Genomic DNA, 20,020 nt, shown 5'->3' on the forward strand with positions numbered 1-20,020 from the left:
TGTCTAGAAATTGGCGTACATGCGCCCACGATTGAAAAGCCCGGAGGGATCGAACGCTGACTTGATGCCGCGTGTCAATCGTTCGATCTCGGGCTTCAAAGGTTCAAACACGTCGACGTTGCTCCGCACTTCGGGTTCGGCCCGGATCAATGTCGCGTGACCGCCGCGAACGGCGACCGCGCGGCGCACGTCGGCGGCGCCAGCATCCGCGGCAGCGGGAACTTCGAGCCATATCATGCCGCCCGACCAATCGTAGAAGGCGACGGATGGCATGAATTTCTGGATGGCCAAAACAATCTCGGCGGCTTTTGTGGGCAAGGTCGAGATGCGCCACAGGCTCGTATCGGTCGAGAACGGCATGATAGACAGCGAGCGGAACTCGCTCCAGAGGCCGAAACTCTCTTCGGAATCGAGTTCGATCGGCTTGCCATAGACCTTCAGCGCCGCTTTCAGCTTCGCCTTGCGCTCATCTATGGCGGCCGAGAAGGTTTCGAGCCGCAGAAGCGTCAGCGACTGATCGATGCCTTTGAATTTCGGTGTTCGCAAGCGGACGGCGCAATTGCGCGGTACATGGACCGCGCCCGAAACTTCCAGCGGCGTATTCATCGCGACGTTGAGTGCTTCGATGGCGAGATCGTCTGGCAGGCCGGTGAAGGCTAGCGTTTGCGTGGTTTGCGGAATCGGCGCGACCTTGAACGTCACCTCCGTCATGATCGCGAGCGTGCCCCAGCTTCCGGTCAGGCCACGCGCGACATCGATGCCGGTGACGTTCTTCATCACGCGGCCGCCGGACTTGAAAAGCTCGGCGCGGCCGTTGATGGCGCGAACACCGAGGAGATTGTCGCGCGCGCTACCGGCCGAGATGCGGCGGGAACCGGAAAAGTTCGTCGCGAAGACGCCGCCGATGGACAGTGCGCCGCCGGGCGCGCCTGTCGCGGGTCCGAGATCGACCGGCTCGAATGCCAGCATCTGCCCGCGTGCGGCGAGGACGGCTTCGATTTCGTAAAGCGGCGTGCCCGCACGCGCCGACATCACCAGCTCCGTCGGCTCATAGAGCGTGATGCCCTTGAGGCCGGACGTCGTCAGTACGACGTCGGATTTCGCGACGCGTCCGGTGTTGCGCAAGGCGCCGTGGCCCACGACCTCGATGCCGCGCTTCTCGCGCACGAGCTTGGCGATCATCGACTGCAATTCCCACTCGGCGGCGGGACGCCAAAGTTCGCTCACGGGCTGATATCTCCTAGGCGGCCTCGGGCGTGCTCGCGGCGTTTCCGGCGCGCATGACGTGCGTGATGGCGAGCGGGAAGACCTTCGCCTGATTGAGGCGCCACGTCGGATCGAAGACGGATTTGATGCGCATCTGGACCATCAGATCGGTGTCGGAGAATTGCGTCGACATCAACTCGCGCTTTTCGATGCCGACGCCGTGCTCGCCCGTTAGACAGCCGCCGAGTTCGACGCAAAGCCGAAGGATCGCTTCGCCGACAATCTCGGCACGTTCGGCCTCTTCGGGGCTGTTGGCGTCGTACAAGATCAAGGGATGGAGATTGCCGTCGCCTGCGTGGAAGATATTCGCGACCTTCAGATCATGCTCGGCGCAGAGCTGGCTGATTCTCGTCAGGGCGTGCGGAAGCTGCGCCAACGGGATCGTGCCGTCCATGCAGAGGTAATCGGAAATACGGCCGATGGCGCCGAACGCAGCTTTGCGACCGGCCCAGATGCGCGCGCTCTGATCGGGGTCGGCGCTGATCTTCACCGTTTTCGGATCGAAGCGGGCGGCGATTTCGGCAACGCGGCCGAGCAGAATGCCGATTTCGCTCTCGGAGCCTTCGACCTCGACGATGAGCAGGGCCTCGACATCGAGCGGATAGCCCGCACCGGCGAAGGCCTCGCAGACCTCGATGGCCGCGTGGTCCATGTACTCGATGGCGACGGGAATGATGCCCGCTGCTATGATCGCGGAAACACAGCTCCCCGCCGCTTCGGGCGAGCGGAAGCCGATCATCATCGGGCGCGCGCCTTCCGGCGACGGCACGAGCTTCACCGTCGCTTCGGTGATGACGCCGAGCTGGCCTTCCGAGCCTATGACATAACTTAACAGATCGTAGCCGTTGCGCTCCAGCGAGGAACCGCCGATTTCGGTGATGGTGCCGTCAATCAGAACCATTTTGACGCCAAGCACGTTGTGCGTCGTGACGCCGTATTTGAGACAATGAGCGCCGCCCGAATTCATCGCGATATTGCCCGCGAGCGAGCACGCGAGCTGGGACGAGGGATCGGGCGCGTAGAAGAAACCTGCCTTCGATACCTGGGCCGTAATCTGCAGGTTTGTGATACCAGCTTCGACCCGCGCAATTCGGTTTGTGTAGTCGATCTCGATGACGCGATTCATCTTCGAGACGCAGAGAACAATCGAGTCTTCGGTCGGCAGCGAGCCGCCGCAAAGTGAGGTGCCGGCGCCGCGCGGGATGACCTTGACGTCGTTCTCGTGGCAGAATTTCAGGATCTTCGAAACTTCGTCCGTCGTGCGGGGCAGCACGACGAGCATCGGCACGCGCCGGTATGACGTGAAGGCATCGGTTTCGTAGGCGCGCCGGCCCTCCTCGTCGAGAATTAGGAGATCCTTGCCGACGCGGGCCTTCAGGCCTTCAATCAAGATCGGTAGCCGCCGGATGACGCCGGCATCGGGCTCAGGCAGCTCGATATGCGGCATCGTCTTTTGTCTCCAAACCAAAAATCATGTCGGCTGTTTCGATTCCGGAGTCCTAGGCGTAAGCGACGATCTTGTCCGAAGTCGATACGCTGCCGCTCGATGGCGTTAAGCATCCTCGCACGCGCGACCGCGCCGGGCAATATGAGCGCGCGATCGAGACCGCAGGGTGCTTTTTCTTCAGTAGCGCCGCCAACGCGGAGGGCCGCCGAGCCAACGCGGACCTCCCTGGTTGCGGAAATCGCGGAAATCGCGTGGGGGGCCTCGCTCAGGCGGCCCGCGCATGTCGGGTGGACCACGCCCTTCCAAAGGAGGGCCGCGATGGTCGCGGTCACGGAACTCGCGCGGCTCGCGGTCTTCCCGCGCACCCCGATTAAACCGGGCGGCAGCAAAACACTGGCTGATGCAGCCCTGCAATTGGGCGTCGCAGCGTGCGGGATACAAGAGTTTGGCGGCCATGCGACAGGCGTTGTGCTGGCCACGGCAGGCGTCGGCGCAGGGATCGGCTTTGGCCGGGCCGGTCGGAGAGGCGAAGAGGATCAGCGCGGCCAGGACGACCACCCATCCCGACTTCATCGATGCCAATGCGGCCTGAGACACGTACCGCCTCCTCATTCCCGGACTTCGTGCTGGGCGGTTGAGCCTAAGCAAACGGGGGAGGCTAGTGATGAGACCATGAACATGGGCTGAACCAAGGGCGAAAGCGCGTCCGGAACGGGGTGGCCGTCAGAACGCAAACTCCTCGAAAATATGATCAATATTGCTTTGCCACCCCCCCAAATAATGCCGGAGCAATTCGTCGGAAATCGTCCGGCCATTGCCGGCGATTTTCTCGAGCGAGGCGAGATATATCGTTTCGTCCTGATTCTTCGCGTTGATGCGGTGCCGGTTCTTGAGGCCCTGGCGCGAAATGCGCAGCACCCGACGAGCGAGCGTCCTTACGGTCTCGGAACGAAACGGCGTTGCGAGCGCGGACTTCGGGACGACGGCGCGCAGGCCCTCGCGTTCTTCCTCGGTCCAGTCGCGGACCAAATTCCAGGCCTGATCGAGCGCATCTTCGTCGTAAAGAATGCCAGTCCAGAAGGCGGGTAGAGCGGTGATCGTGCCCCAGCGCCCGCCGTCGGCGCCACGCATTTCCAGAAAGCGCTTGAGGCGGACTTCCGGAAAAAGGGTGGTGAGATGATCGGCCCAGTCATCGATCGTCGGGAGCTGTCCTTCGAAACCCTTAAGCCGGCCCATCATGAAATCGCGGAACGACGATCCGGCGACGTCGATGTAGTTGCCGTCGCGATAGACGAAGTACATCGGCACATCGAGCGCATAATCGACGTAGCGCTCATATCCCATGCCATCCTCGAAGGCGAAGGGGAGCATCCCAGTGCGGCGCTTGTCGGTATCGAGCCAGACGGCGCTGCGCATCGATTGAAAGCCGTTTGGCTTGCCTTCGGTAAAGGGGGACGATGCAAACAACGCGGTGGCGATAGGCTGAAGGGCCAGCGATACGCGAAGCTTCTTGACCATGTCGGCTTCGGAGGAGAAGTCGAGATTCACCTGGATCGTCGCGGTGCGGTACATCATGTCGAGGCCGTGGCTACCGACCGTCGGCATGTAGTGTGTCATCACCTGATAGCGTTTCTTCGGCATCTGCGGGATCTGGTCGAGACGCCATTTCGGCGAGAACCCGACTCCGAGAAAGCCGATCGCGAGATCTTCGCCGACGTCGAGAACTTCGCGGAGATGCTCGTCCGTTTCGGCGGCCGTTTCATGGAGGGTTTCGAGCGGCTCGCCCGAAAGCTCGAACTGGCCACCGGGCTCGAGGCTGATGTTGCCACCCTTCTCGCCCTCGGGACGTTTCAGGGCGATGACGTTATCGCCTTCCGTGATGGCGACCCAACCATAGCGGCGAATCAATTCTTCCATCAGGGCGCGGATGCCGTCCGTGCCGCCATAGGGCACGGGCTCCAGAGTTACGGTGCGGAAGACGAATTTCTCGTGCTCAGTGCCGATGCGCCAATCGGCTTTCGGCTTCTCGCCCGCCGCGATCCAGCGCACGAGATCCTCGCGCGTCTCGATGGTCGCGCTTGCAGCACCTTGTTCCCGTGTCGACATGCCCGAGCGCCTAGCCTTCCATATTCCCGGCGCGAGACAGTGCCCGCGGCCTCAGCCTTATGGCGAGGCGCGACGGGAACGGCAATAGGCCCGCGCGCGGCGGCATCAGTTGCGGCGCCAATCGCCGAGCGTCGCGTTGACAAGGGCCAGAACGGCGACCGCCGCGGTGTCGGCGCGCATGATTCTGGGGCCGAGCGACAGGGGGACCACGAATGTCTTGCCGACGAGACGCCCGCGCTCGCGTGGCGAAAAGCCACCTTCCGGTCCAACGAGGACCGCCAGCGGCCCTGGAGAAAGCTTTTCCAACACGGCAATGGGATCGGTTCCCTGATCCTCTTCGTCACAATAGATGATGCGGCGCAGCGGGTCCCAGCGGTCCAGGGCGTCATCAAGTTTGACGGGCGGCTCGACGGCGGGCACGCGGAGAACGCCGCACTGCTCGGCTGCCTCGATGACATTGGCGCGCATACGCTCGCTGTTAACCCTCTCGGCAATTGTCCGCTCGGTGATGACGGGACGCAGCCGGGCGACGCCCATTTCGGTCGCCTTCTGGACCATGTAGTCGAGCCGCGACCGCTTCAGGGGGGCGAACAGATAGTCGAGGTCGGGGCCCGTTGCCTGGGGCCGCGCTTGGGAGTCGATCGTCAGGGCGGCGCCGCGCTTATGCGTCTCGGCCAGCGTCGCAACCCATTCGCCATCGCGGCCGTTGAAGACCAGAAGCCCGGCTCCGGGCTTCAGCCGCAGAACGGCGGTCAAGTAGTGGGCCTGCGGCGGCGTCAGCTGGACGCGCCGCCCGGCATCGAGCTGGTCGTCGATAAACAGTCGCTCAGAGGTCAAATCTCGAATGGCCATCGTCCGGTCTTATCGAAGCCGCGCCGACAGTCAAATTCATCACTAGAATTCATCCCCCAAATTCATCCCATTGGGACGCCCTGGTTGCGTCGAACAGGCGGCCCGGATAGGTCTTTGTGGCAGCGCATGGAGAAACGTACTTTGTCGATGGGTGCCGAGATTTCGCCCAAGCCCTTAGCAACTGTTGTCGATGCATCGCCGTCGAATTGGGTCGACCGGTGGGCACCGGCGTCGTGGCAGCCGTATCTCAGGCTCGGCCGCTTCGATCGTCCTATCGGCACGTGGCTGTTGCTTTTCCCGTGCTGGTGGTCGCAGGCGCTCGCGCAGGTAAACACCGGCGATCACTATCCCGACCTCTTCACCATGGCGCTCTTCGCTATCGGCGCATTGGCCATGCGGGCTTCGGGCTGCGCCTATAACGATTACGTCGACCGGGATATCGACGCGCGCGTTCAGCGCACGGCGGGCCGGCCGCTGCCGTCGGGACAAATTTCGCCGCGGGCCGCCATCGGGTTCGTCGTGGCAATGGCGCTCGTCGGCCTTGCCGTTCTTCTCAATTTCAACAGCTTCACGATCTGGCTGGCGATTGCATCACTTTTGATTGTCGCCATTTATCCGTTCGCGAAACGCGTGACCTCCTACCCGCAGGTAGTTCTCGGACTGGCATTCAATTGGGGCGCCCTCGTCGGATGGGCGGCGATCCAGGGATCGATCGGCCTACCGGCGCTCGCGCTCTACGCGGGCTGCGTCTTCTGGACGGTCGGCTACGACACGATTTACGCGCACCAGGACAAGGAAGACGACGCCCTGCTCGGGCTCGGTTCGACGGCCCTGAAATTCGGCGATGACACGGTTTCCTTCGTCGGCGGGATGTACGGCCTCGCCGGTGTCATGTGGCTGATCGCAGGGGCGCTCGCGGGCGCGCACCTCGTCTATTTCCTGGCGGTGGTGCTGGTCTTCCTGCAGATGTCCTGGCAGGTCTCGACGCTCGACACGAAAGACTCGGCGAATTGCCTCTGGCGCTTCAAATCGAACCGCGACGTAGGACTCGCACTTCTTGCGGGACTGGTCGCGGATATGGCACTGTCGTGGTTCGCGGGACTAAGCTGAGCCATCCCGGACAATAGAACGGCGCGAGAGGGACATCTCGCGCCGCGCTATTCGGTCTCACTGTTGACTTTTCGGGCCTTTTTGGACGGGCTTTGATTGTGATGGTGACAGAATTTTCTTCCGATCGGCTTAAAAAATAGCGTAAACAAATGCTTATCTTGACCGCATGGCATCATCGGTGCCGAGAGGACGGTTTGAGCCGTTGACGGCTACCGGCCGAGGCGGTCTTTTGGGGTATCGCGCGTAGCCACCTTTCGGGAGCCGACAACCGTCCATGTCCAAGTCCGCATCTTCGCCTGAGTCCGCACCTCAGCTCCTGCATCTCGTGTTTGGTGGCGAACTGAAATCGCTCGACAGCCACGAATTCCGAGATTCCGACAGCCTGGATATCGTGGGCATCTTCCCGGACTATCAGTCCGCGTACGCCGCCTGGAAAAACGCCGCCCAGCGCTCCGTCGACAACGCCATGGTGCGCTATTTCGTAGTGCATTTGCACAGGCTGCTCGAACCCGGCGCCCTCAAACCTGCGCAGACAACATCCGCGACGTGACGGATCTTCCGAAGAAAGACAAGAAGCCACGGCTCCGGCTTGATGCTGCCTCGCGGGCGATGCTGGTCCGGTTCTTCCGCGATTGGGTGTTGCCGCGGCGAACGCAGCTAGGCTGGACCCTTTTTCTCACGACATGTCTCGCGGCCGTAACGGGCGGCTATCCCGGCGTCATCAAGAAATCGTTCGACCTGCTCATGGGCGGAAAGCCTGGAGCGCTGCCATATGTCCTCATGGCGATCATCGGGATCACTCTAGCGCGCGCCGTGCTGCTCTTTCTGCAAGCCGTCGCCACGAACCGCTTCATTCTCCGCATGACGTCGGACATGCAGAAGGTTGCTTTCCGGCACCTCATCAACGCTGACTTTGCGCGGCTTTCGCGCGAGACGCCCGGGCGGCTGATGTCGCGGCTCACGAACGATATCGGCTTCGTGCAAGCGGCCATGACGGCGGCGCTCAACTCGATCTTCCGCGATACGTTCTCGGTCATCGCGCTCGTGATTGCGATGCTCTATCTCGACTGGGCGATGACGCTCATCGTTCTCGGCGTCTATCCGCTTGCGGCCATTCCCGTCGCATCGATCAGCCAACGCCTTCGCCGCGTCGCTAAGCAGACGCAAAGCGGTCTCGGCGACATGACCTCGCTGCTCGCGGAGAAGCTTTCGGGAGCCCGGCTGATCAAATCGTTTCAGCTCGAGAACTACGCTGCCGACCGCCTCGATAAGAGCTTCGAGCAAATTTACACGCTACGGATGAAGTCGGTCACGACGCGCGCGCGGATGGACCCGATCCTGGAAGTGCTCGGCGGAATTGCCATCGCAGGCGTCGTCGGGTTCGCGTATCTGCGCATTTCGCATGGCATTTCGACGGTCGGCGACTTCATGGGGTTTGTGACCGCGCTGCTGATGGCGTCGCAGCCCATTCGCGCGCTCGGAAATCTCGCGGGCCGGCTGCAGGAAGGGCTCGCGGCGGCGGAAAGCTTCTACGGTCTGATCGACGAACTGCCGGCGATCACCGACAAGCCGGGCGCGGAGAAACTCACGATTTCAGACGGGAAAATCACGTTTCGCAGCGTATCGTTCGCCTACGACAAGACGTCGGAAGAGCGCGCGGTGCATGAATTCACGCTCGACGTTCCGGGCGGATCGACCGTCGCGCTCGTCGGACGTTCGGGCGCCGGAAAATCGACGATCATCAATCTCGTGCCGAGGCTATTCGATGCGACCGAGGGGCAAATCCTGATCGACGGCCAGGACATCAGGGACGTCAGTCTCAAGTCGCTACGCGATCAGATTGCGATTGTCAGTCAGGACATCACGCTTTTCGACGACAGCATCGAAGGCAACATCGCGCTCGGCCGGCTCGGCGCCAGCGATGCCGATATCATCGAAGCGGCGAAGGCCGCGGCCGCGCACGACTTCATCCTGGCCCTTCCCGACGGCTACAAGACCGTCATCGGAGATCGCGGCAGCCGGCTTTCGGGAGGGCAACGTCAGCGCGTCGCACTCGCACGGGCCATCCTGAAGAATGCGCCGATCCTGTTGCTCGACGAAGCCACCAGCGCTCTCGACAATGAAAGCGAGCAGCTCGTTCAGGAGGCGCTGGCGAAGTTCACGCAGACGCGGACGACGCTCGTCATCGCGCACCGGCTTTCGACGGTACAAAACGCCGACATCATTTGCGTGATGGAGAGCGGGCGCATCGTCGAGCGCGGCAGCCATTCGGATCTGATTACGCGCAACGGCTCTTATGCTCGGCTCAGCCGGTCAGCGCACGGACCGCAGGCGACGGTCATCAACTGAGGGCGCGACGTCCCGGACTTTTCTATTCTCTGTGGAGGATGCCGTTGACCAGCCGGTTGGCCCAGCCGCGGGCCTTGAAGGTTTTGCTCACTTCGCGCGGATCGTAGACGGTCTGGACCCATTCCCAGAAGCCGATGCCCGTCTGCGCTTCGGCTTCGAGGTAACGATCGAAGACCGCATCAATCACTCCGGTATCGGCGCTCCGGACATGCCCATAACGAAGCGACAGCTGATCGATCGCCTCGCGGATCGGCACTCCGTCATGCAGATGGCGGACCATGACGCTCATCAGACCGGCACGATCGGCGCCCGACTTGCAGTGGACGAGAATGGGGAATTCGACCTTTTCAAGAAGGTCTTTGATCGACTGAAATTCGGCACGGGTCGGCGCGGCGCGCGACCGTAACCTGAGGTCTGCGAGGACAATTCCATGCCGGTCGCAGGCCTGCTGCTCAAGCCAGCGCGTTCCGAACGTCTGCTCGGCGCCGCGCAGGTTCACGACCGTTCTGATGCCGTGCTTCGCTGCCCAGGTGATCTGGTGGGGCGCCGGTTGAGCGGAGCGCCAGACGTCCTTGGAAACGCGGTGGCGGTTGTTATAAACGGTGCGGACGATGCCGTAATCGATGAACAGCATCTCGGCGTAACAGAGGCCCGGCGCGAATCGCGAACGCATCCAGGGCGGAGACGCATGCACTGCGTTGTGCAAAAGTGCGCCGCTCGTGCGCCGCAGTCCGCGTTTTGCCTGCTTGAGGAGGCTTGCCATCAGGAGTTGTCTCGATGCTCCCGAATAGCGGGTAGCCCTTCTGCTAACGGCCTCATTGATAGCGGCTTTGGCGTTCATGTTCGTTCATAAAGCACCGCGCCGCGTCGTGATTGAACTTGCTAGTTATTCGCTATAGCAAAGTGCCGCAAGGGGGTCGAAGCGCACGGGCGTTCGGCCTTCTGCATACTCACAGTTTAAGGCATCTTCCGTTCGCATGGCCACATTCAAGAACAAGCTTATGCGTGTGAGCGGACAAACCGCCGCGCGTATCATCCGGCTGGTAGCTGATTCCTCGAAAGTGATCCATGAGCCGCCGGACCTTATGGACCGGCTGCGCGACGCCCACCCCTGCATCGCGGCTTGCTGGCACGGCCAGTTCATGATGGTCGCCACGCTGCGGCCGGAAAACGCCAAAATTGCCGCAATGGTCGCAAAGCACGACGACGCGGAACTGATCAGCGAAACCATGCGGGCGATCGACGTCGAACTGATCCGCGGGGCCGGAGCCGGTTGGCGCAAGCGCGACCGAGGCGGCGCATCGGCGCTCAGATCGTCGCTGCAGGCCCTCGCCAAGGGATCGTCGCTGGTGATGACCGCCGACGTGCCGCCCGGACCGGCGCGCGTCGCGGGCTCCGGCATCATCGCGATCGCACGCATGTCGGGGCGGCCGATTGTGCCCGTCGCACTCGCGACGAGCCGCTTCGTATCCTTCGATACGTGGAGCAGGCTGACGATCAACTTGCCGTATTCGCGGTTCGCGGCCGTCGCCGGCGACCCCATCTTCGTTCCGCGCGAGGCGAGCGAGGACGTGTTGGAATCCAAGCGGCTTGAACTTGAGACTGTGCTCAACGCCGCAACCATCCGAGCCTACGAACTCGCCGGGGCCGATATGTCACGAGCAACGCCGCTCGACGTCCTTGCAGCAGAGACGCCCCCAGCGCCGGGGTTTGCCCTCAAGACCTATCGCCTTGCCACCGCCGCTCTCCGACCGGCGGTGCCGGTGCTGCTCAATATGCGTGGACATCAGGGCAAGGAAGATCCGAGCCGTCGCGGTGAGCGCCTCGGTTTCGCGGGCAGGCCACGACCGGAGGGCCAGGTCGTTTGGATGCACGCCGCCAGCGTCGGCGAAACCAATGCCATCCTGCCTCTGATCGGAAGTATCCTCAGAGCGAACCCCTATGTGCATATTCTTCTGACAACGGGCACGAAAACATCGGCGGAGATCGCGGCTCAACGGCTGCCGCCGCAAGCGGTGCATCAGTACGTGCCGCTCGATGTCCCGCAGTATGTGAAGCGTTTTCTCGACCATTGGCAGCCTTCGCTCGCGATCTTCACCGAATCCGATATCTGGCCCAATCTCATTCTCGGGACGGCGGAGCGGCGCATTCCGCTCGTGCTCGTCAACGCGCGCATGTCGCCACGTAGCATCCGCCGCTGGCGGAAATACGCGGGCATAGGGCGGCCGCTGTTTTCCCGATTCGCCGCCGTGCTGGCGCAGAATCAGCAGATCGCGCGCGCGATCAAATGGCTCGGCGCGCCGAATGTCATCACGGCAGGGAATCTCAAGATCGATGCACCTCCGCCGCCCGTTGATGCGGATACTCTGGCGTTGCTGCGGACCGCCGTTGGCCAGCGCCCGGTATTCCTCGCGGCGAGCACGCATCCGGGCGAAGATACGGTTATCGCGGCGGCGCATTCGCTTATGCGGCGCGAAGTCGAGGGCCTACTGACGATCATTGTGCCACGGCATCCCGAACGCGGCAGCGGGCTCGCGGCGACGCTCGGCGGACTGGGATTGAAAACGCAGCTCCGGACCAAATCGTCGGCGCCCGAAACCGATACCGAAATCTACGTCGCCGATACGATTGGGGAACTTGGCACTTTCTATTCTCTCGCGCCGGTCGCTCTCATCGGCGGATCTCTGGTCGAGCATGGCGGGCAAAATCCAATCGAAGCGGTGCGGCTCGGTTCCTGCGTTCTGACCGGTCCGTTCATCCACAATTTTCGCGACGCCTACGGCGCGCTTTTCCGCGAAGGCGGCGCGATCGAAGTCCGTTCGTCGGACGACATTGCCCGGCAGGTGACGCGACTGCTTCAAGATCGGCAAGCGGCGGAGCACATGCGTCAGGGCGCCGATACGGCGTTGCAATCACTCGGCGGCGCTCTCCAGACGACCCTCGGGGCCATCCTGCCGCTTCTCGAAAAGCAGCGAGCTTGAGCCGTGCCCGTATCCGAACCCAGTTGGTGGTATGGGCGGAGGGGGGCTTGGCAAGCGGTACTTCTTTCGCCCGTCGCGGCGCTGTTCGGGGTGATTGCGAGCCGGCGCATTTTGAATGCCAAGCCTTATCGCTCGACGTTGCCGGTGATCTGCGTCGGTAATTTCACGGCGGGCGGCTCGGGGAAAACGCCGCTGGCGCTGCTGCTCGGAAAGCTCGTCGCCGAAGATGGGCGGGAACCGTGGTTTCTTTCGCGCGGCTATGGCGGCAAGCTCGAAGGGCCGGCGCGCGTCGATCTCGCCCGCCACGAAGCAAGCGATGTCGGCGACGAACCCTTGCTGCTTGCGCGCGCCTTTCCGACCGTCATCGCACGCGATCGGCGCAAGGGGGCCGAAGCGATCGAAGCCTGGGCGCCGAAGAGCGCCGTCATCATCATGGACGACGGGCTGCAAAATCCAGCGCTTGCGAAAGATCTTTCTATCGCGGTCGTCGATGCGATGCGTGGATTGGGCAACGGGCATGTCATTCCTGCTGGGCCGTTGCGGGCACCGATCGAGGTGCAGATGAGGCTCGCGCAATTAATCGTCATTACCAACCGGCAACAGCTACGTGAGACGCTCGCGGCCAAGACGATCCGTCAGCTGACGGATGCTCCCGTCGTATTGGCCAGTACACGGGCGATGGACGGATCGCGCTTTCGGGGCAAGAGGGTGTTGGCTTTTGCCGGGATCGCCAATCCGGATCGGTTTTTTGCGACGCTTGCGGAGGCTGGCGCGAACATCCTTCGGTGTGAAGCGTTCGCGGACCATCACCCGTTCAGCGAGGCGGAAGCACGTGAGCTTTTGGAACGGGCGAATCGATTGGGCGCGACGCTGGTGACGACGGAAAAGGACATCGCGCGGCTTTCGGGACGATCCGGCTTTTGCGCCGATCTCAAAAAGCGTTCGGAAACGCTGGCGATCGAGACGATAATCGAAGGTGACGGCCTCGACGCGCTGCGATCGGCGCTCCGTCGCGTGCTTTCGCGTTAGTGCTTCCGCAACAGAGAACTAGCTCCGTTGGGCTTCGTTCTGTTCCTTGGCTTTCAGCTCAAGGTAGCGCTGTGCTGAAATTTCCGCCGACGAATAGGCTTCTTGCGCGTCGACGCTCCAGTAACGCAGATCCGGCAGCGTGATCGGCTGGCCAGTAACGGCGCAACGGACAAAATCGCCGGGCGACAGGACTTCGAATTCGCCGTCCAGATAGCGAATTCGGGCTTCGTTGCGCAGGCCAAAAAATTTCTCGATGCGATTCATCAGTTTCCGAGCCGAACTCTACACTTTTACCAACCCTGATCATCGGTGATCTGACGATACGGCCGGACGCGAACTTATAATCTACCTCAAGCTGTTTAAAATAGTGAGCCTTGTCCGCCTCGCCCACGAGACTTTTGTCGCGGCGTCTTATCCGCGCGTTGTTCCGGTTTTGGCACATCCGACTTGCCGCCTGAGCTATCGGGGCCATTCGCAGTCGCCGCGATCCTGCCGTCCGAGAATTCGATGTTCATCACGTCGCCCGCGACAACAGAAGCCGCATGGCGGATCGTTTGCCCGGTTTCGCCACGGACCAAAGCAAAACCGCGCGAAAGAACGCTTTGATAACCCAATGACTTGAGCAAGTCGGCCTTGCCGTCGAGAACGCGGCGGCTGACAGCGATACGATTGAGCAACGCGCGGCCGGCGCGGCGCTCCAGGACCTGAAGCCGCTCGGCGGATCTGGAATGCTTCTGAAGTATAGGAGCCGGAGTGAGGCGTCCGCTGACGCGCGCGAGACGGGTTGCATGGACGCGCGTATTGGCAAGAAGCGCACGCGACAGGCGGCGGTCGGCCGCATCGAAACGCTGGCGAGGCAGGGCAACGAGATCCTGCAGCTTCGGCAATCCGCGCGCCGAGGCCTTGAGATGCGTGCGGGCGCTTTCGAGCGCACGACGAACGGCCGTTCGCTTGCGCAGCATTAGCTTTTCAACGGACTCGATCAGCTCGGAATATTTCGGGACCGCCCATTCGGCGGCTTTTGTCGGTGTGGGAGCGCGGGCGTCGGCGACGAGATCGATCAACGTCCAATCGGTTTCATGGCCGACGGCGGAGATCAACGGAATGGCGCTCTCAGCGGCGGCGCGGACCACGATCTCCTCGTTGAAACCCCAGAGGTCTTCAAGGCTGCCGCCGCCACGGGCGACGATGAGAATGTCAGGGCGCGGAATTTTGCCGCCAGCTTCGAGCGCGTTGAAACCACGGATCGCAGCCGCGACTTCGGCGGCGCTTCCCTCGCCTTGCACACGCACCGGCCAAAGCAGGACGCGCGTCGGATAGCGTTCGTTGAAGCCGTGGAGCATGTCGCGGATAACGGCGCCGGTCGGCGACGTGATAATGCCGACGACTTTCGGCAGGAACGGGCGCGGCTTCTTTCGTTCGTCGTCGAACAAGCCCTCGGCCGCGAACTTGCGTTTGCGTTCTTCGAGCAGCGCCATCAACGCGCCCGCGCCGGCGGGCTCCAGGGCTTCGATAACGATCTGGTATTTCGATGAGCCGGGAAAGGTCGTAATTTTTCCCTGAGCGATCACTTCCATGCCCTCTTCGGGCTTGAAGCGCAGCCGGCCGAACGTGCCCTTCCAGACCACCGCCTCGATCTTCGCCTTGTCGTCTTTCAGGGCGAAATAGCAATGGCCGGAGGCGTGCGGACCACGATAGCCGGATATCTCGCCCTTCAGGCGGACGTAACCGAAACCCTCCTCAAGCGCGCGCTTGATGGCGCCCGAAAGCTCGGACACCGAGAATTCCGGGGCATTTGCGCCGGGACGGTCGTCGCGGGTGTTTGGAATGGAATTCAAGAGTTTACTGTTCTCGTGCGTGGTCTTGCTTGTTTGGCGGTCGATGCTACACGGGGATGCTACACTGAGAACCGGATTGCAACAGGCGACCTTATGAATGTCTTACTCCTCGGCTCCGGCGGCCGCGAGCATGCGCTCGCCTGGGCTTTGAGCGCGAGCCCTCTGTTGACGAGGCTTTTCTGCGCACCGGGCAACGCAGGTATTGCCGAGGTTGCTCAATGCATTCCTCTCGATCTTGCTGATCACGATAGCATCATCCAATTCTGCCGCGACGAGCGCATCGCGCTTGTCGTGATCGGACCGGAAGCGCCCCTCGTCGCTGGACTGAGCGACGCGCTTGAAGACTCGGGCATCCGCGCTTTCGGCCCGACAAAAAATGCGGCGAAGCTTGAAGGTTCAAAGGGCTTCACCAAAGATCTTTGCCGGACGGCCAACATACCGACAGCGGCTTATGGCCGTTTCATGGATCTCGCCGCCGCGAAAACGTATCTCGCGTCGCAGAGCGTCCCCATCGTCGTCAAGGCGGATGGACTGGCTGCGGGCAAAGGCGTCATCATCGCGGAGACGCGGGCGGATGCCGACGCGGCGGTCGAAGCGTGTCTCTCGGGCGCCTTCGGATCGGCTGGAGCCGAAATCGTCATCGAGGAATTTCTCGTCGGCGAAGAAGCAAGTTTCTTCGCGCTCTGCGATGGCGTCACGGCGCTGGCGCTCGCGTCCGCGCAGGACCACAAGCGCGTCGGCGATGGCGACACCGGACCGAACACCGGCGGCATGGGTGCCTATTCACCTGCCCCGATCATGACCGCCGAGATGACGGAGCGCGTCATGACGGAAATCATTCTTCCGACGGTCAAGGAAATGGCGGCGCGCGGCACGCCGTTCAAGGGTGTGCTGTTTGCGGGGCTGATGATCACCGCGACGGGGCCGAAGCTGATTGAGTACAATGTGCGCTTTGGCGATCCGGAAACGCAGGTGCTGATGATGCGCCTCAAGTCGGATTTGCTCGCGGCGTTGCTCGCGACGACGGACGGTGTGCTTGCCAACTTCGACATACGCTGGAGGGAGGATGCCGCGCTGACGGTCGTCATGGCGGCGAACGGCTATCCCGGAACGCCGGAGAAGGGCACCGAAATCAAAGGTCTCGACCTTGCAAAGGCGGTCCCGAATGTCGAGATTTTCCATGCCGGGACGCGGCGCGAGGGGGATCGCATCATTTCCGATGGTGGCCGAGTGTTGAACGTCACGGGACGCGGTAGAACAGTGCGCGAGGCGCGGGACGCGGCCTATACGGCCATCGCCAAGATCGACTGGCCCGGCGGATTTTACCGGAAAGACATCGGCTGGCGCGCGCTCGAGCGCGCCGAAAGTTAGGCAGGGTCATCGGACAGCGGAGCGCATGGCGGAACAGAGACCCGAAATCCCTTCGGCGAACGGTAAACTCCCGGCACGAAAGCCGACGATCGGTTTGGCGCTTGGGGGCGGCGGCGCGCGCGGCCTCGCTCATATCGCGATGCTCGAAGCGTTCGATGAGCTTGGCATCAAACCGAACGTCATCGCGGGAACGTCAATTGGCGCGATTTTCGGCGCCGCTTACGCTTCGGGGATCTCGGGGCGCGATCTGCGCGAGCATACGCGCTATATTCTTTCGCAGCGGCTCGGATTGATCCGCGATCTCTTTGCCAAGACCGCGCAGCCGTTTTCGCGGCTGTTCGGCCTCTTCGGCGCGCGCAATGCGCTTCTCGATCCGCTTGCCATGCTCGACATGATTTTGCCTGCAAATACGAAGGAAACATTCGCTGACTGCGAAATTCCGCTGAAGATCGTGGCTTCGGATTTTTACGATCAGGAGCCAAAGGTTTTCACTGAAGGTCTGCTACGGCCCGCCGTCGCCGCCAGCATGGCACTGCCAGTGATCTTTCAGCCCGTGATCTTCGAAGGCCACGCGCTGATCGATGGCGGCCTGACGAATCCGCTGCCGTTCGACCTGCTGCTGCCCGAAACGGATATTGTCGTCGCTGTCGACGTCTCGGGCGCGCCGGTGCCTGATCCGAAGCGCGTTGGCCCGACGGCATTCTCGGCACTGTTTTCGAGCGCGTTTCTCTTTGAGCGGACGATCATCAAGGAAAAGCTCAAGGCCCGGCAACCGGATATCCTGATCTATTCAGGGACGAGCCAGTTTCAGGTGCTCGATTTCTTGAAGTACGATGACATCCTGGCCGCTGCCGAACCCGCGAAAGATCGTTTGAAGCAGCAGCTTTTGCGTATTTTGTCAGTCGAAACGCTGCCGGTGATCGAAGAGCCGAAAGCGCAACCTGTCATCGCGGCGCCGAAGCGAAAGAAGCGCCGGTTGCTTCCGAGGTCGCTCAATGAGCGGTAGACGGAGCAGACAATCCCTGCGAAATTCCTGGCCTCACCCGGAGCCGCGAAAATCATGGCGACTGTTGCACCGGATAGCCCCCGGCGGATAGGCGTCATCACGGCGAACGCAAACGACGCGCCTGCCCTTATTGATCTCATCGCCGAAGCGTTTCTCGGCGATCCAACTTGGTCTTGGGCATTTCCCGATCCTGCAGCCCGACGTCAGTGGTGGACATTCTGCATCACTGAAGCGCTTCGCTACCCTTGGACGTTTCGAAGCGAAGGCTTCGAGACCGCATCTGTGTGGATCCCACCGTCGTGCGCTGAATTTTCAAACGAGGGCGCACAGGGCATTCCTGGGAAGCTAACGGATCTCGCGGAAGCTCGGGCAACGGAGGTCATGGAACTCCTGCACCGTTTTGAGCAAGCGCATCCGAGTGACGAACCTCACTACTACCTCAGCCTCCTGGGCACGTGCGCGGCGCATCGAGGGCGCGGACTCGGCATGGCGCTCCTCAAGGAGAACCTCGCTCGCATTGATGCCGAGCACATGCCGGCGTATTTGGAATCAAGCAATCCGGGCAACAATGACAAATATGAATCGGTTGGATTCGTGCCTATCGCCTCTTTTCAGGCGCCAGGCGACGGCCCCGTCGTCACGGGTATGTGGAGAAAGGGTCGATAAAGAAACCTTTTCAAGCTTCGCGTCGCTCGGAAAAGAAGTCTTTTAAAAGCGCTCTCGCCTCTTCCTCGGCAATCCCCGGATAGATCTCGGGAACATGATGACAGGTCGGCTGGCTGAAGATGCGGGCGCCCTGCTCGATGCCGCCGCCTTTCGGGTCGCTGGCGGCATAGTACAGCCGCTTCAGGCGGGCGAAAGAGATCGCCGTCGCGCACATCGGGCACGGTTCGAGCGTGACATAGAGGCTGCAGCCGACGAGGCGCTCGTCCGCCAGCTCGGTACAGGCGGCGCGAATGGCCAGCATTTCGGCGTGGGCGGTCGGATCGTTCAGCTCGCGGGTGCGATTGCCTGCGCTCGCCAGAAGGCGGCCGTCCGCCGATACGATAACCGCTCCGACCGGCACCTCGCCCCGGGCGCCAGCGGCTTTCGCTTCGGAAAGCGCGCGTGCCATATGGCTTATGGCGTCCGTCGATGTCATAAGCGCGCTTCACTCCTCACAGCACGAACCCAACGATGCAAAAGCCACAACGATCCAACACACCGCGGTCGGCCGCACAGAGGTCGACGTCACAGAAGTCTGGGCCGCGCCGCTCCAAGACGCCTGAGACGACCGCGACACCGCCCGCGAGCCGCGACGGCCCCATGCGCATCGCGAAAGCGATGGCTCGCGCCGGGCTCTGCTCGCGCCGCGAAGCCGAACGCTGGATCGCCGATGGCCGCGTCAGCGTCAACGGCAAGCTGCTGAAAACACCCGCCGTCGAGGTCAAGCCCAGCGATAAGGTGATCGTCGACGGCAAACCACTACCGTCGGCCGAGCCTCCGCAGCTCTGGCGTTACCACAAGCCGAAGGGCATCGTCACGACGCATTCCGATCCTGAAGGCCGCCCGACGGTGTTCGACAAGCTGCCGCCCGAGATGCCGCGCGTGATTTCAATCGGCCGGCTCGATTTCAACACCGAAGGCCTGCTGCTCTTAACCAACGACGGAGAGCTCGCCCGGCATATGGAATTGCCGATCAACGGCTGGGCGCGGCGCTATCGTGTCCGCGCCAAGGGCCGCGTATCGCCCGACGAACTTGCAACGCTCAAGGACGGCATCACCATCGATGGCGTGAACTACGGCCCTATCGAAGCCGCCGTCGATACCGTGCAGGGCGCAAATACGTGGCTGACGATCGCGATCCGCGAAGGAAAAAACCGCGAAGTTCGTAATGTGCTTTCGCACCTTGGGCTGACGGTCAATCGCCTGATCCGCGTTTCGTTCGGGCCGTTTCAGCTTCTGGACCTCGTACCGGGTGCGGTTGAGGCCGTGCGGCGGAAGGTGCTTGTGGCGCAGCTCGGTCCGCGTGCTTCGGAAGCGCTCGGGCTTTCGGAAAGCCAGGTGCAACGCAAAGAGCGGCATGCACGCGGTAACGCGGCGAGCAATCGAGACGACGACGAATGAGGGTCGTCGCCGGACGATTTCGCGGCCGAGCTTTGCAGGCGCCGGACGATATGAGTATTCGCCCGACGTCTGATCGCGTGCGCGAAAGCGTGTTCAACATTCTGGCGCACGGCATCGAGGATTTTTCGCTCGACGGCACGCGTGTGATTGATCTGTTCGCCGGGACCGGCGCGCTCGGCATCGAAGCGGTTTCGCGCGGGGCGGCGTATTGCCTGTTTGTCGAAGAGGCACCGGAAGCGCGCGCCCTGATCCGAAAGAACGTCGAAACGTTGGGTCTTACCGGCGAAACGCGCATCTTCCGCCGCGATGCCACCGACCTCGGCCCCGCCGGAAACATGGGGCCATACGGGTTGGCGTTTCTTGATCCGCCCTATGGCAAGGGCCTCGGAGTGAAGGCGCTTTCGGTGCTGGCGGAAGGCAAATGGCTGACGCCCGGCGCGATTTGCTTGTTCGAGGAACGCGCCGGAACGGCAGTCGACATTCCAGCAGCGTTCGAATTGCTCGACACGCGGACATACGGCGACACGGACGTGCGTTTTCTGAAGTTTCGGCCGTGAGC

The 20,020-nt window shown here is 62.1% G+C and carries 19 protein-coding genes; 10 read left to right on the forward strand and 9 right to left on the reverse strand.

Translation table 11 applies throughout. The features are described 5' to 3' along the window. Positions 1-3: 3 nt before the first annotated feature. The 5 genes from WC811_RS08675 to WC811_RS08695 all read right to left on the reverse strand — a co-directional run bounded on the left by WC811_RS08675 (position 4) and on the right by WC811_RS08695 (position 5,671). Entirely contained in the window at positions 4-1,227 is a 1,224-nt protein-coding gene (locus WC811_RS08675; RefSeq protein ID WP_372643115.1) for an FAD-binding protein, read from the reverse strand. A 13-nt stretch (positions 1,228-1,240) separates the two neighbouring features. Beyond that, entirely contained in the window at positions 1,241-2,713 is a 1,473-nt protein-coding gene (locus WC811_RS08680) for an FAD-binding oxidoreductase (RefSeq protein WP_372643117.1), read from the reverse strand. 177 nt (positions 2,714-2,890) lie between these two features. Then, positions 2,891-3,310, reverse strand: a complete 420-nt coding sequence (locus tag WC811_RS08685; RefSeq protein ID WP_372643120.1) for a hypothetical protein — start codon at positions 3,308-3,310, stop codon at positions 2,891-2,893. Positions 3,311-3,436: 126 nt separating this feature from the next. Further along, positions 3,437-4,819: a glutamate--cysteine ligase gene (locus WC811_RS08690; protein WP_372643122.1), complete on the reverse strand. Its 1,383-nt coding sequence runs from the start codon at positions 4,817-4,819 to the stop codon at positions 3,437-3,439. A gap of 105 nt (positions 4,820-4,924) precedes the next feature. Next, entirely contained in the window at positions 4,925-5,671 is a 747-nt protein-coding gene (locus WC811_RS08695) for a 16S rRNA (uracil(1498)-N(3))-methyltransferase (RefSeq protein ID WP_372643124.1), read from the reverse strand. Between the two features lie 147 nt (positions 5,672-5,818). Here WC811_RS08695 and ubiA point away from each other — a divergent pair, with 147 nt between their 5' ends. The 3 genes from ubiA (at position 5,819) to WC811_RS08710 (ending at position 9,130) form a co-directional block, all read left to right on the forward strand. After that, entirely contained in the window at positions 5,819-6,781 is a 963-nt protein-coding gene (gene ubiA, locus WC811_RS08700) for a 4-hydroxybenzoate octaprenyltransferase (RefSeq protein WP_372643723.1), read from the forward strand. 274 nt (positions 6,782-7,055) lie between these two features. Beyond that, the gene (locus tag WC811_RS08705) at positions 7,056-7,331 is read left to right on the forward strand and encodes a DUF4170 domain-containing protein (RefSeq protein ID WP_372643127.1); all 276 of its coding nucleotides are present in this window, start codon (positions 7,056-7,058) and stop codon (positions 7,329-7,331) included. Continuing rightward, positions 7,328-9,130 carry an ABC transporter ATP-binding protein gene (locus WC811_RS08710; RefSeq protein WP_372643129.1) on the forward strand — a complete coding sequence of 601 codons (1,803 nt, stop codon included), beginning with the start codon at positions 7,328-7,330 and terminating at the stop codon, positions 9,128-9,130. The genes WC811_RS08705 and WC811_RS08710 overlap by 4 nt, the downstream gene beginning before the upstream one ends. A gap of 22 nt (positions 9,131-9,152) precedes the next feature. On the opposite strand, the gene WC811_RS08715 is transcribed toward WC811_RS08710, so the two are convergent. Continuing rightward, positions 9,153-9,893, reverse strand: a complete 741-nt coding sequence (locus WC811_RS08715) for a tyrosine-protein phosphatase (protein ID WP_372643132.1) — start codon at positions 9,891-9,893, stop codon at positions 9,153-9,155. Positions 9,894-10,107: 214 nt separating this feature from the next. On the opposite strand from WC811_RS08715, the gene WC811_RS08720 reads away from it, so the two are divergent. Next, entirely contained in the window at positions 10,108-12,111 is a 2,004-nt protein-coding gene (locus WC811_RS08720; RefSeq protein WP_372643135.1) for a glycosyltransferase N-terminal domain-containing protein, read from the forward strand. Between the two features lie 3 nt (positions 12,112-12,114). Continuing rightward, positions 12,115-13,140, forward strand: coding sequence for a tetraacyldisaccharide 4'-kinase (gene lpxK / locus WC811_RS08725; RefSeq protein WP_372643138.1), 1,026 nt, complete (start codon positions 12,115-12,117; stop codon positions 13,138-13,140). A gap of 18 nt (positions 13,141-13,158) precedes the next feature. Here the strand turns inward: lpxK and WC811_RS08730 are convergent, their stop codons facing one another. Both WC811_RS08730 and xseA read right to left on the reverse strand, forming a co-directional pair. Further along, the gene (locus tag WC811_RS08730) at positions 13,159-13,404 is read right to left on the reverse strand and encodes a DUF2093 domain-containing protein (protein WP_372643141.1); all 246 of its coding nucleotides are present in this window, start codon (positions 13,402-13,404) and stop codon (positions 13,159-13,161) included. Between the two features lie 95 nt (positions 13,405-13,499). Further along, positions 13,500-14,978 (reverse strand): exodeoxyribonuclease VII large subunit, encoded by a 1,479-nt coding sequence (gene xseA / locus WC811_RS08735; RefSeq protein WP_372643143.1) that lies wholly within the window; start codon positions 14,976-14,978, stop codon positions 13,500-13,502. Positions 14,979-15,071: 93 nt separating this feature from the next. Here xseA and purD point away from each other — a divergent pair, with 93 nt between their 5' ends. The 3 genes from purD to WC811_RS08750 are packed head-to-tail and all read left to right on the forward strand — an operon-like array spanning position 15,072 to position 18,021. After that, positions 15,072-16,349, forward strand: coding sequence for a phosphoribosylamine--glycine ligase (gene purD / locus WC811_RS08740; RefSeq protein WP_372643145.1), 1,278 nt, complete (start codon positions 15,072-15,074; stop codon positions 16,347-16,349). Between the two features lie 25 nt (positions 16,350-16,374). Next, positions 16,375-17,355 carry a patatin-like phospholipase family protein gene (locus WC811_RS08745; RefSeq protein ID WP_372643147.1) on the forward strand — a complete coding sequence of 327 codons (981 nt, stop codon included), beginning with the start codon at positions 16,375-16,377 and terminating at the stop codon, positions 17,353-17,355. Between the two features lie 54 nt (positions 17,356-17,409). Beyond that, positions 17,410-18,021, forward strand: coding sequence for a GNAT family N-acetyltransferase (locus WC811_RS08750; RefSeq protein WP_372643149.1), 612 nt, complete (start codon positions 17,410-17,412; stop codon positions 18,019-18,021). Between the two features lie 10 nt (positions 18,022-18,031). Here the strand turns inward: WC811_RS08750 and WC811_RS08755 are convergent, their stop codons facing one another. Then, complete coding sequence (locus tag WC811_RS08755) at positions 18,032-18,496, reverse strand: nucleoside deaminase (RefSeq protein ID WP_372643152.1); 465 nt, start codon at positions 18,494-18,496, stop codon at positions 18,032-18,034. A gap of 164 nt (positions 18,497-18,660) precedes the next feature. Between WC811_RS08755 and WC811_RS08760 the strand changes: the two genes are divergently transcribed. Both WC811_RS08760 and rsmD read left to right on the forward strand, forming a co-directional pair. After that, positions 18,661-19,461, forward strand: a complete 801-nt coding sequence (locus tag WC811_RS08760; protein ID WP_372643155.1) for a pseudouridine synthase — start codon at positions 18,661-18,663, stop codon at positions 19,459-19,461. Beyond that, positions 19,458-20,018: a 16S rRNA (guanine(966)-N(2))-methyltransferase RsmD gene (rsmD, locus tag WC811_RS08765; protein WP_372643158.1), complete on the forward strand. Its 561-nt coding sequence runs from the start codon at positions 19,458-19,460 to the stop codon at positions 20,016-20,018. Before WC811_RS08760 ends, rsmD begins: the two co-directional genes overlap by 4 nt. Positions 20,019-20,020: the final 2 nt, after the last annotated feature.

It is taken from the genome of Hyphomicrobium sp. (assembly GCF_041659645.1).
Lineage (GTDB): Bacteria > Pseudomonadota > Alphaproteobacteria > Rhizobiales > Hyphomicrobiaceae > Hyphomicrobium_B.

Coding starts and splice junctions, on each gene's coding strand:
- WC811_RS08755 (WP_372643152.1), bottom strand. CDS start 18,496: ATGACATCGACGGACGCCATAAGCCATATGGCACGCGCGCTTTCCGAA.
- purD (WP_372643145.1), top strand. CDS start 15,072: ATGAATGTCTTACTCCTCGGCTCCGGCGGCCGCGAGCATGCGCTCGCC.
- WC811_RS08695 (WP_372643124.1), bottom strand. CDS start 5,671: ATGGCCATTCGAGATTTGACCTCTGAGCGACTGTTTATCGACGACCAG.
- WC811_RS08720 (WP_372643135.1), top strand. CDS start 10,108: ATGGCCACATTCAAGAACAAGCTTATGCGTGTGAGCGGACAAACCGCC.
- WC811_RS08745 (WP_372643147.1), top strand. CDS start 16,375: ATGGCGGAACAGAGACCCGAAATCCCTTCGGCGAACGGTAAACTCCCG.
- WC811_RS08715 (WP_372643132.1), bottom strand. CDS start 9,893: ATGGCAAGCCTCCTCAAGCAGGCAAAACGCGGACTGCGGCGCACGAGC.
- rsmD (WP_372643158.1), top strand. CDS start 19,458: ATGAGGGTCGTCGCCGGACGATTTCGCGGCCGAGCTTTGCAGGCGCCG.
- WC811_RS08760 (WP_372643155.1), top strand. CDS start 18,661: ATGCGCATCGCGAAAGCGATGGCTCGCGCCGGGCTCTGCTCGCGCCGC.
- WC811_RS08690 (WP_372643122.1), bottom strand. CDS start 4,819: ATGTCGACACGGGAACAAGGTGCTGCAAGCGCGACCATCGAGACGCGC.
- WC811_RS08705 (WP_372643127.1), top strand. CDS start 7,056: ATGTCCAAGTCCGCATCTTCGCCTGAGTCCGCACCTCAGCTCCTGCAT.
- WC811_RS08750 (WP_372643149.1), top strand. CDS start 17,410: ATGGCGACTGTTGCACCGGATAGCCCCCGGCGGATAGGCGTCATCACG.
- ubiA (WP_372643723.1), top strand. CDS start 5,819: ATGGGTGCCGAGATTTCGCCCAAGCCCTTAGCAACTGTTGTCGATGCA.
- WC811_RS08680 (WP_372643117.1), bottom strand. CDS start 2,713: ATGCCGCATATCGAGCTGCCTGAGCCCGATGCCGGCGTCATCCGGCGG.
- WC811_RS08730 (WP_372643141.1), bottom strand. CDS start 13,404: ATGAATCGCATCGAGAAATTTTTTGGCCTGCGCAACGAAGCCCGAATT.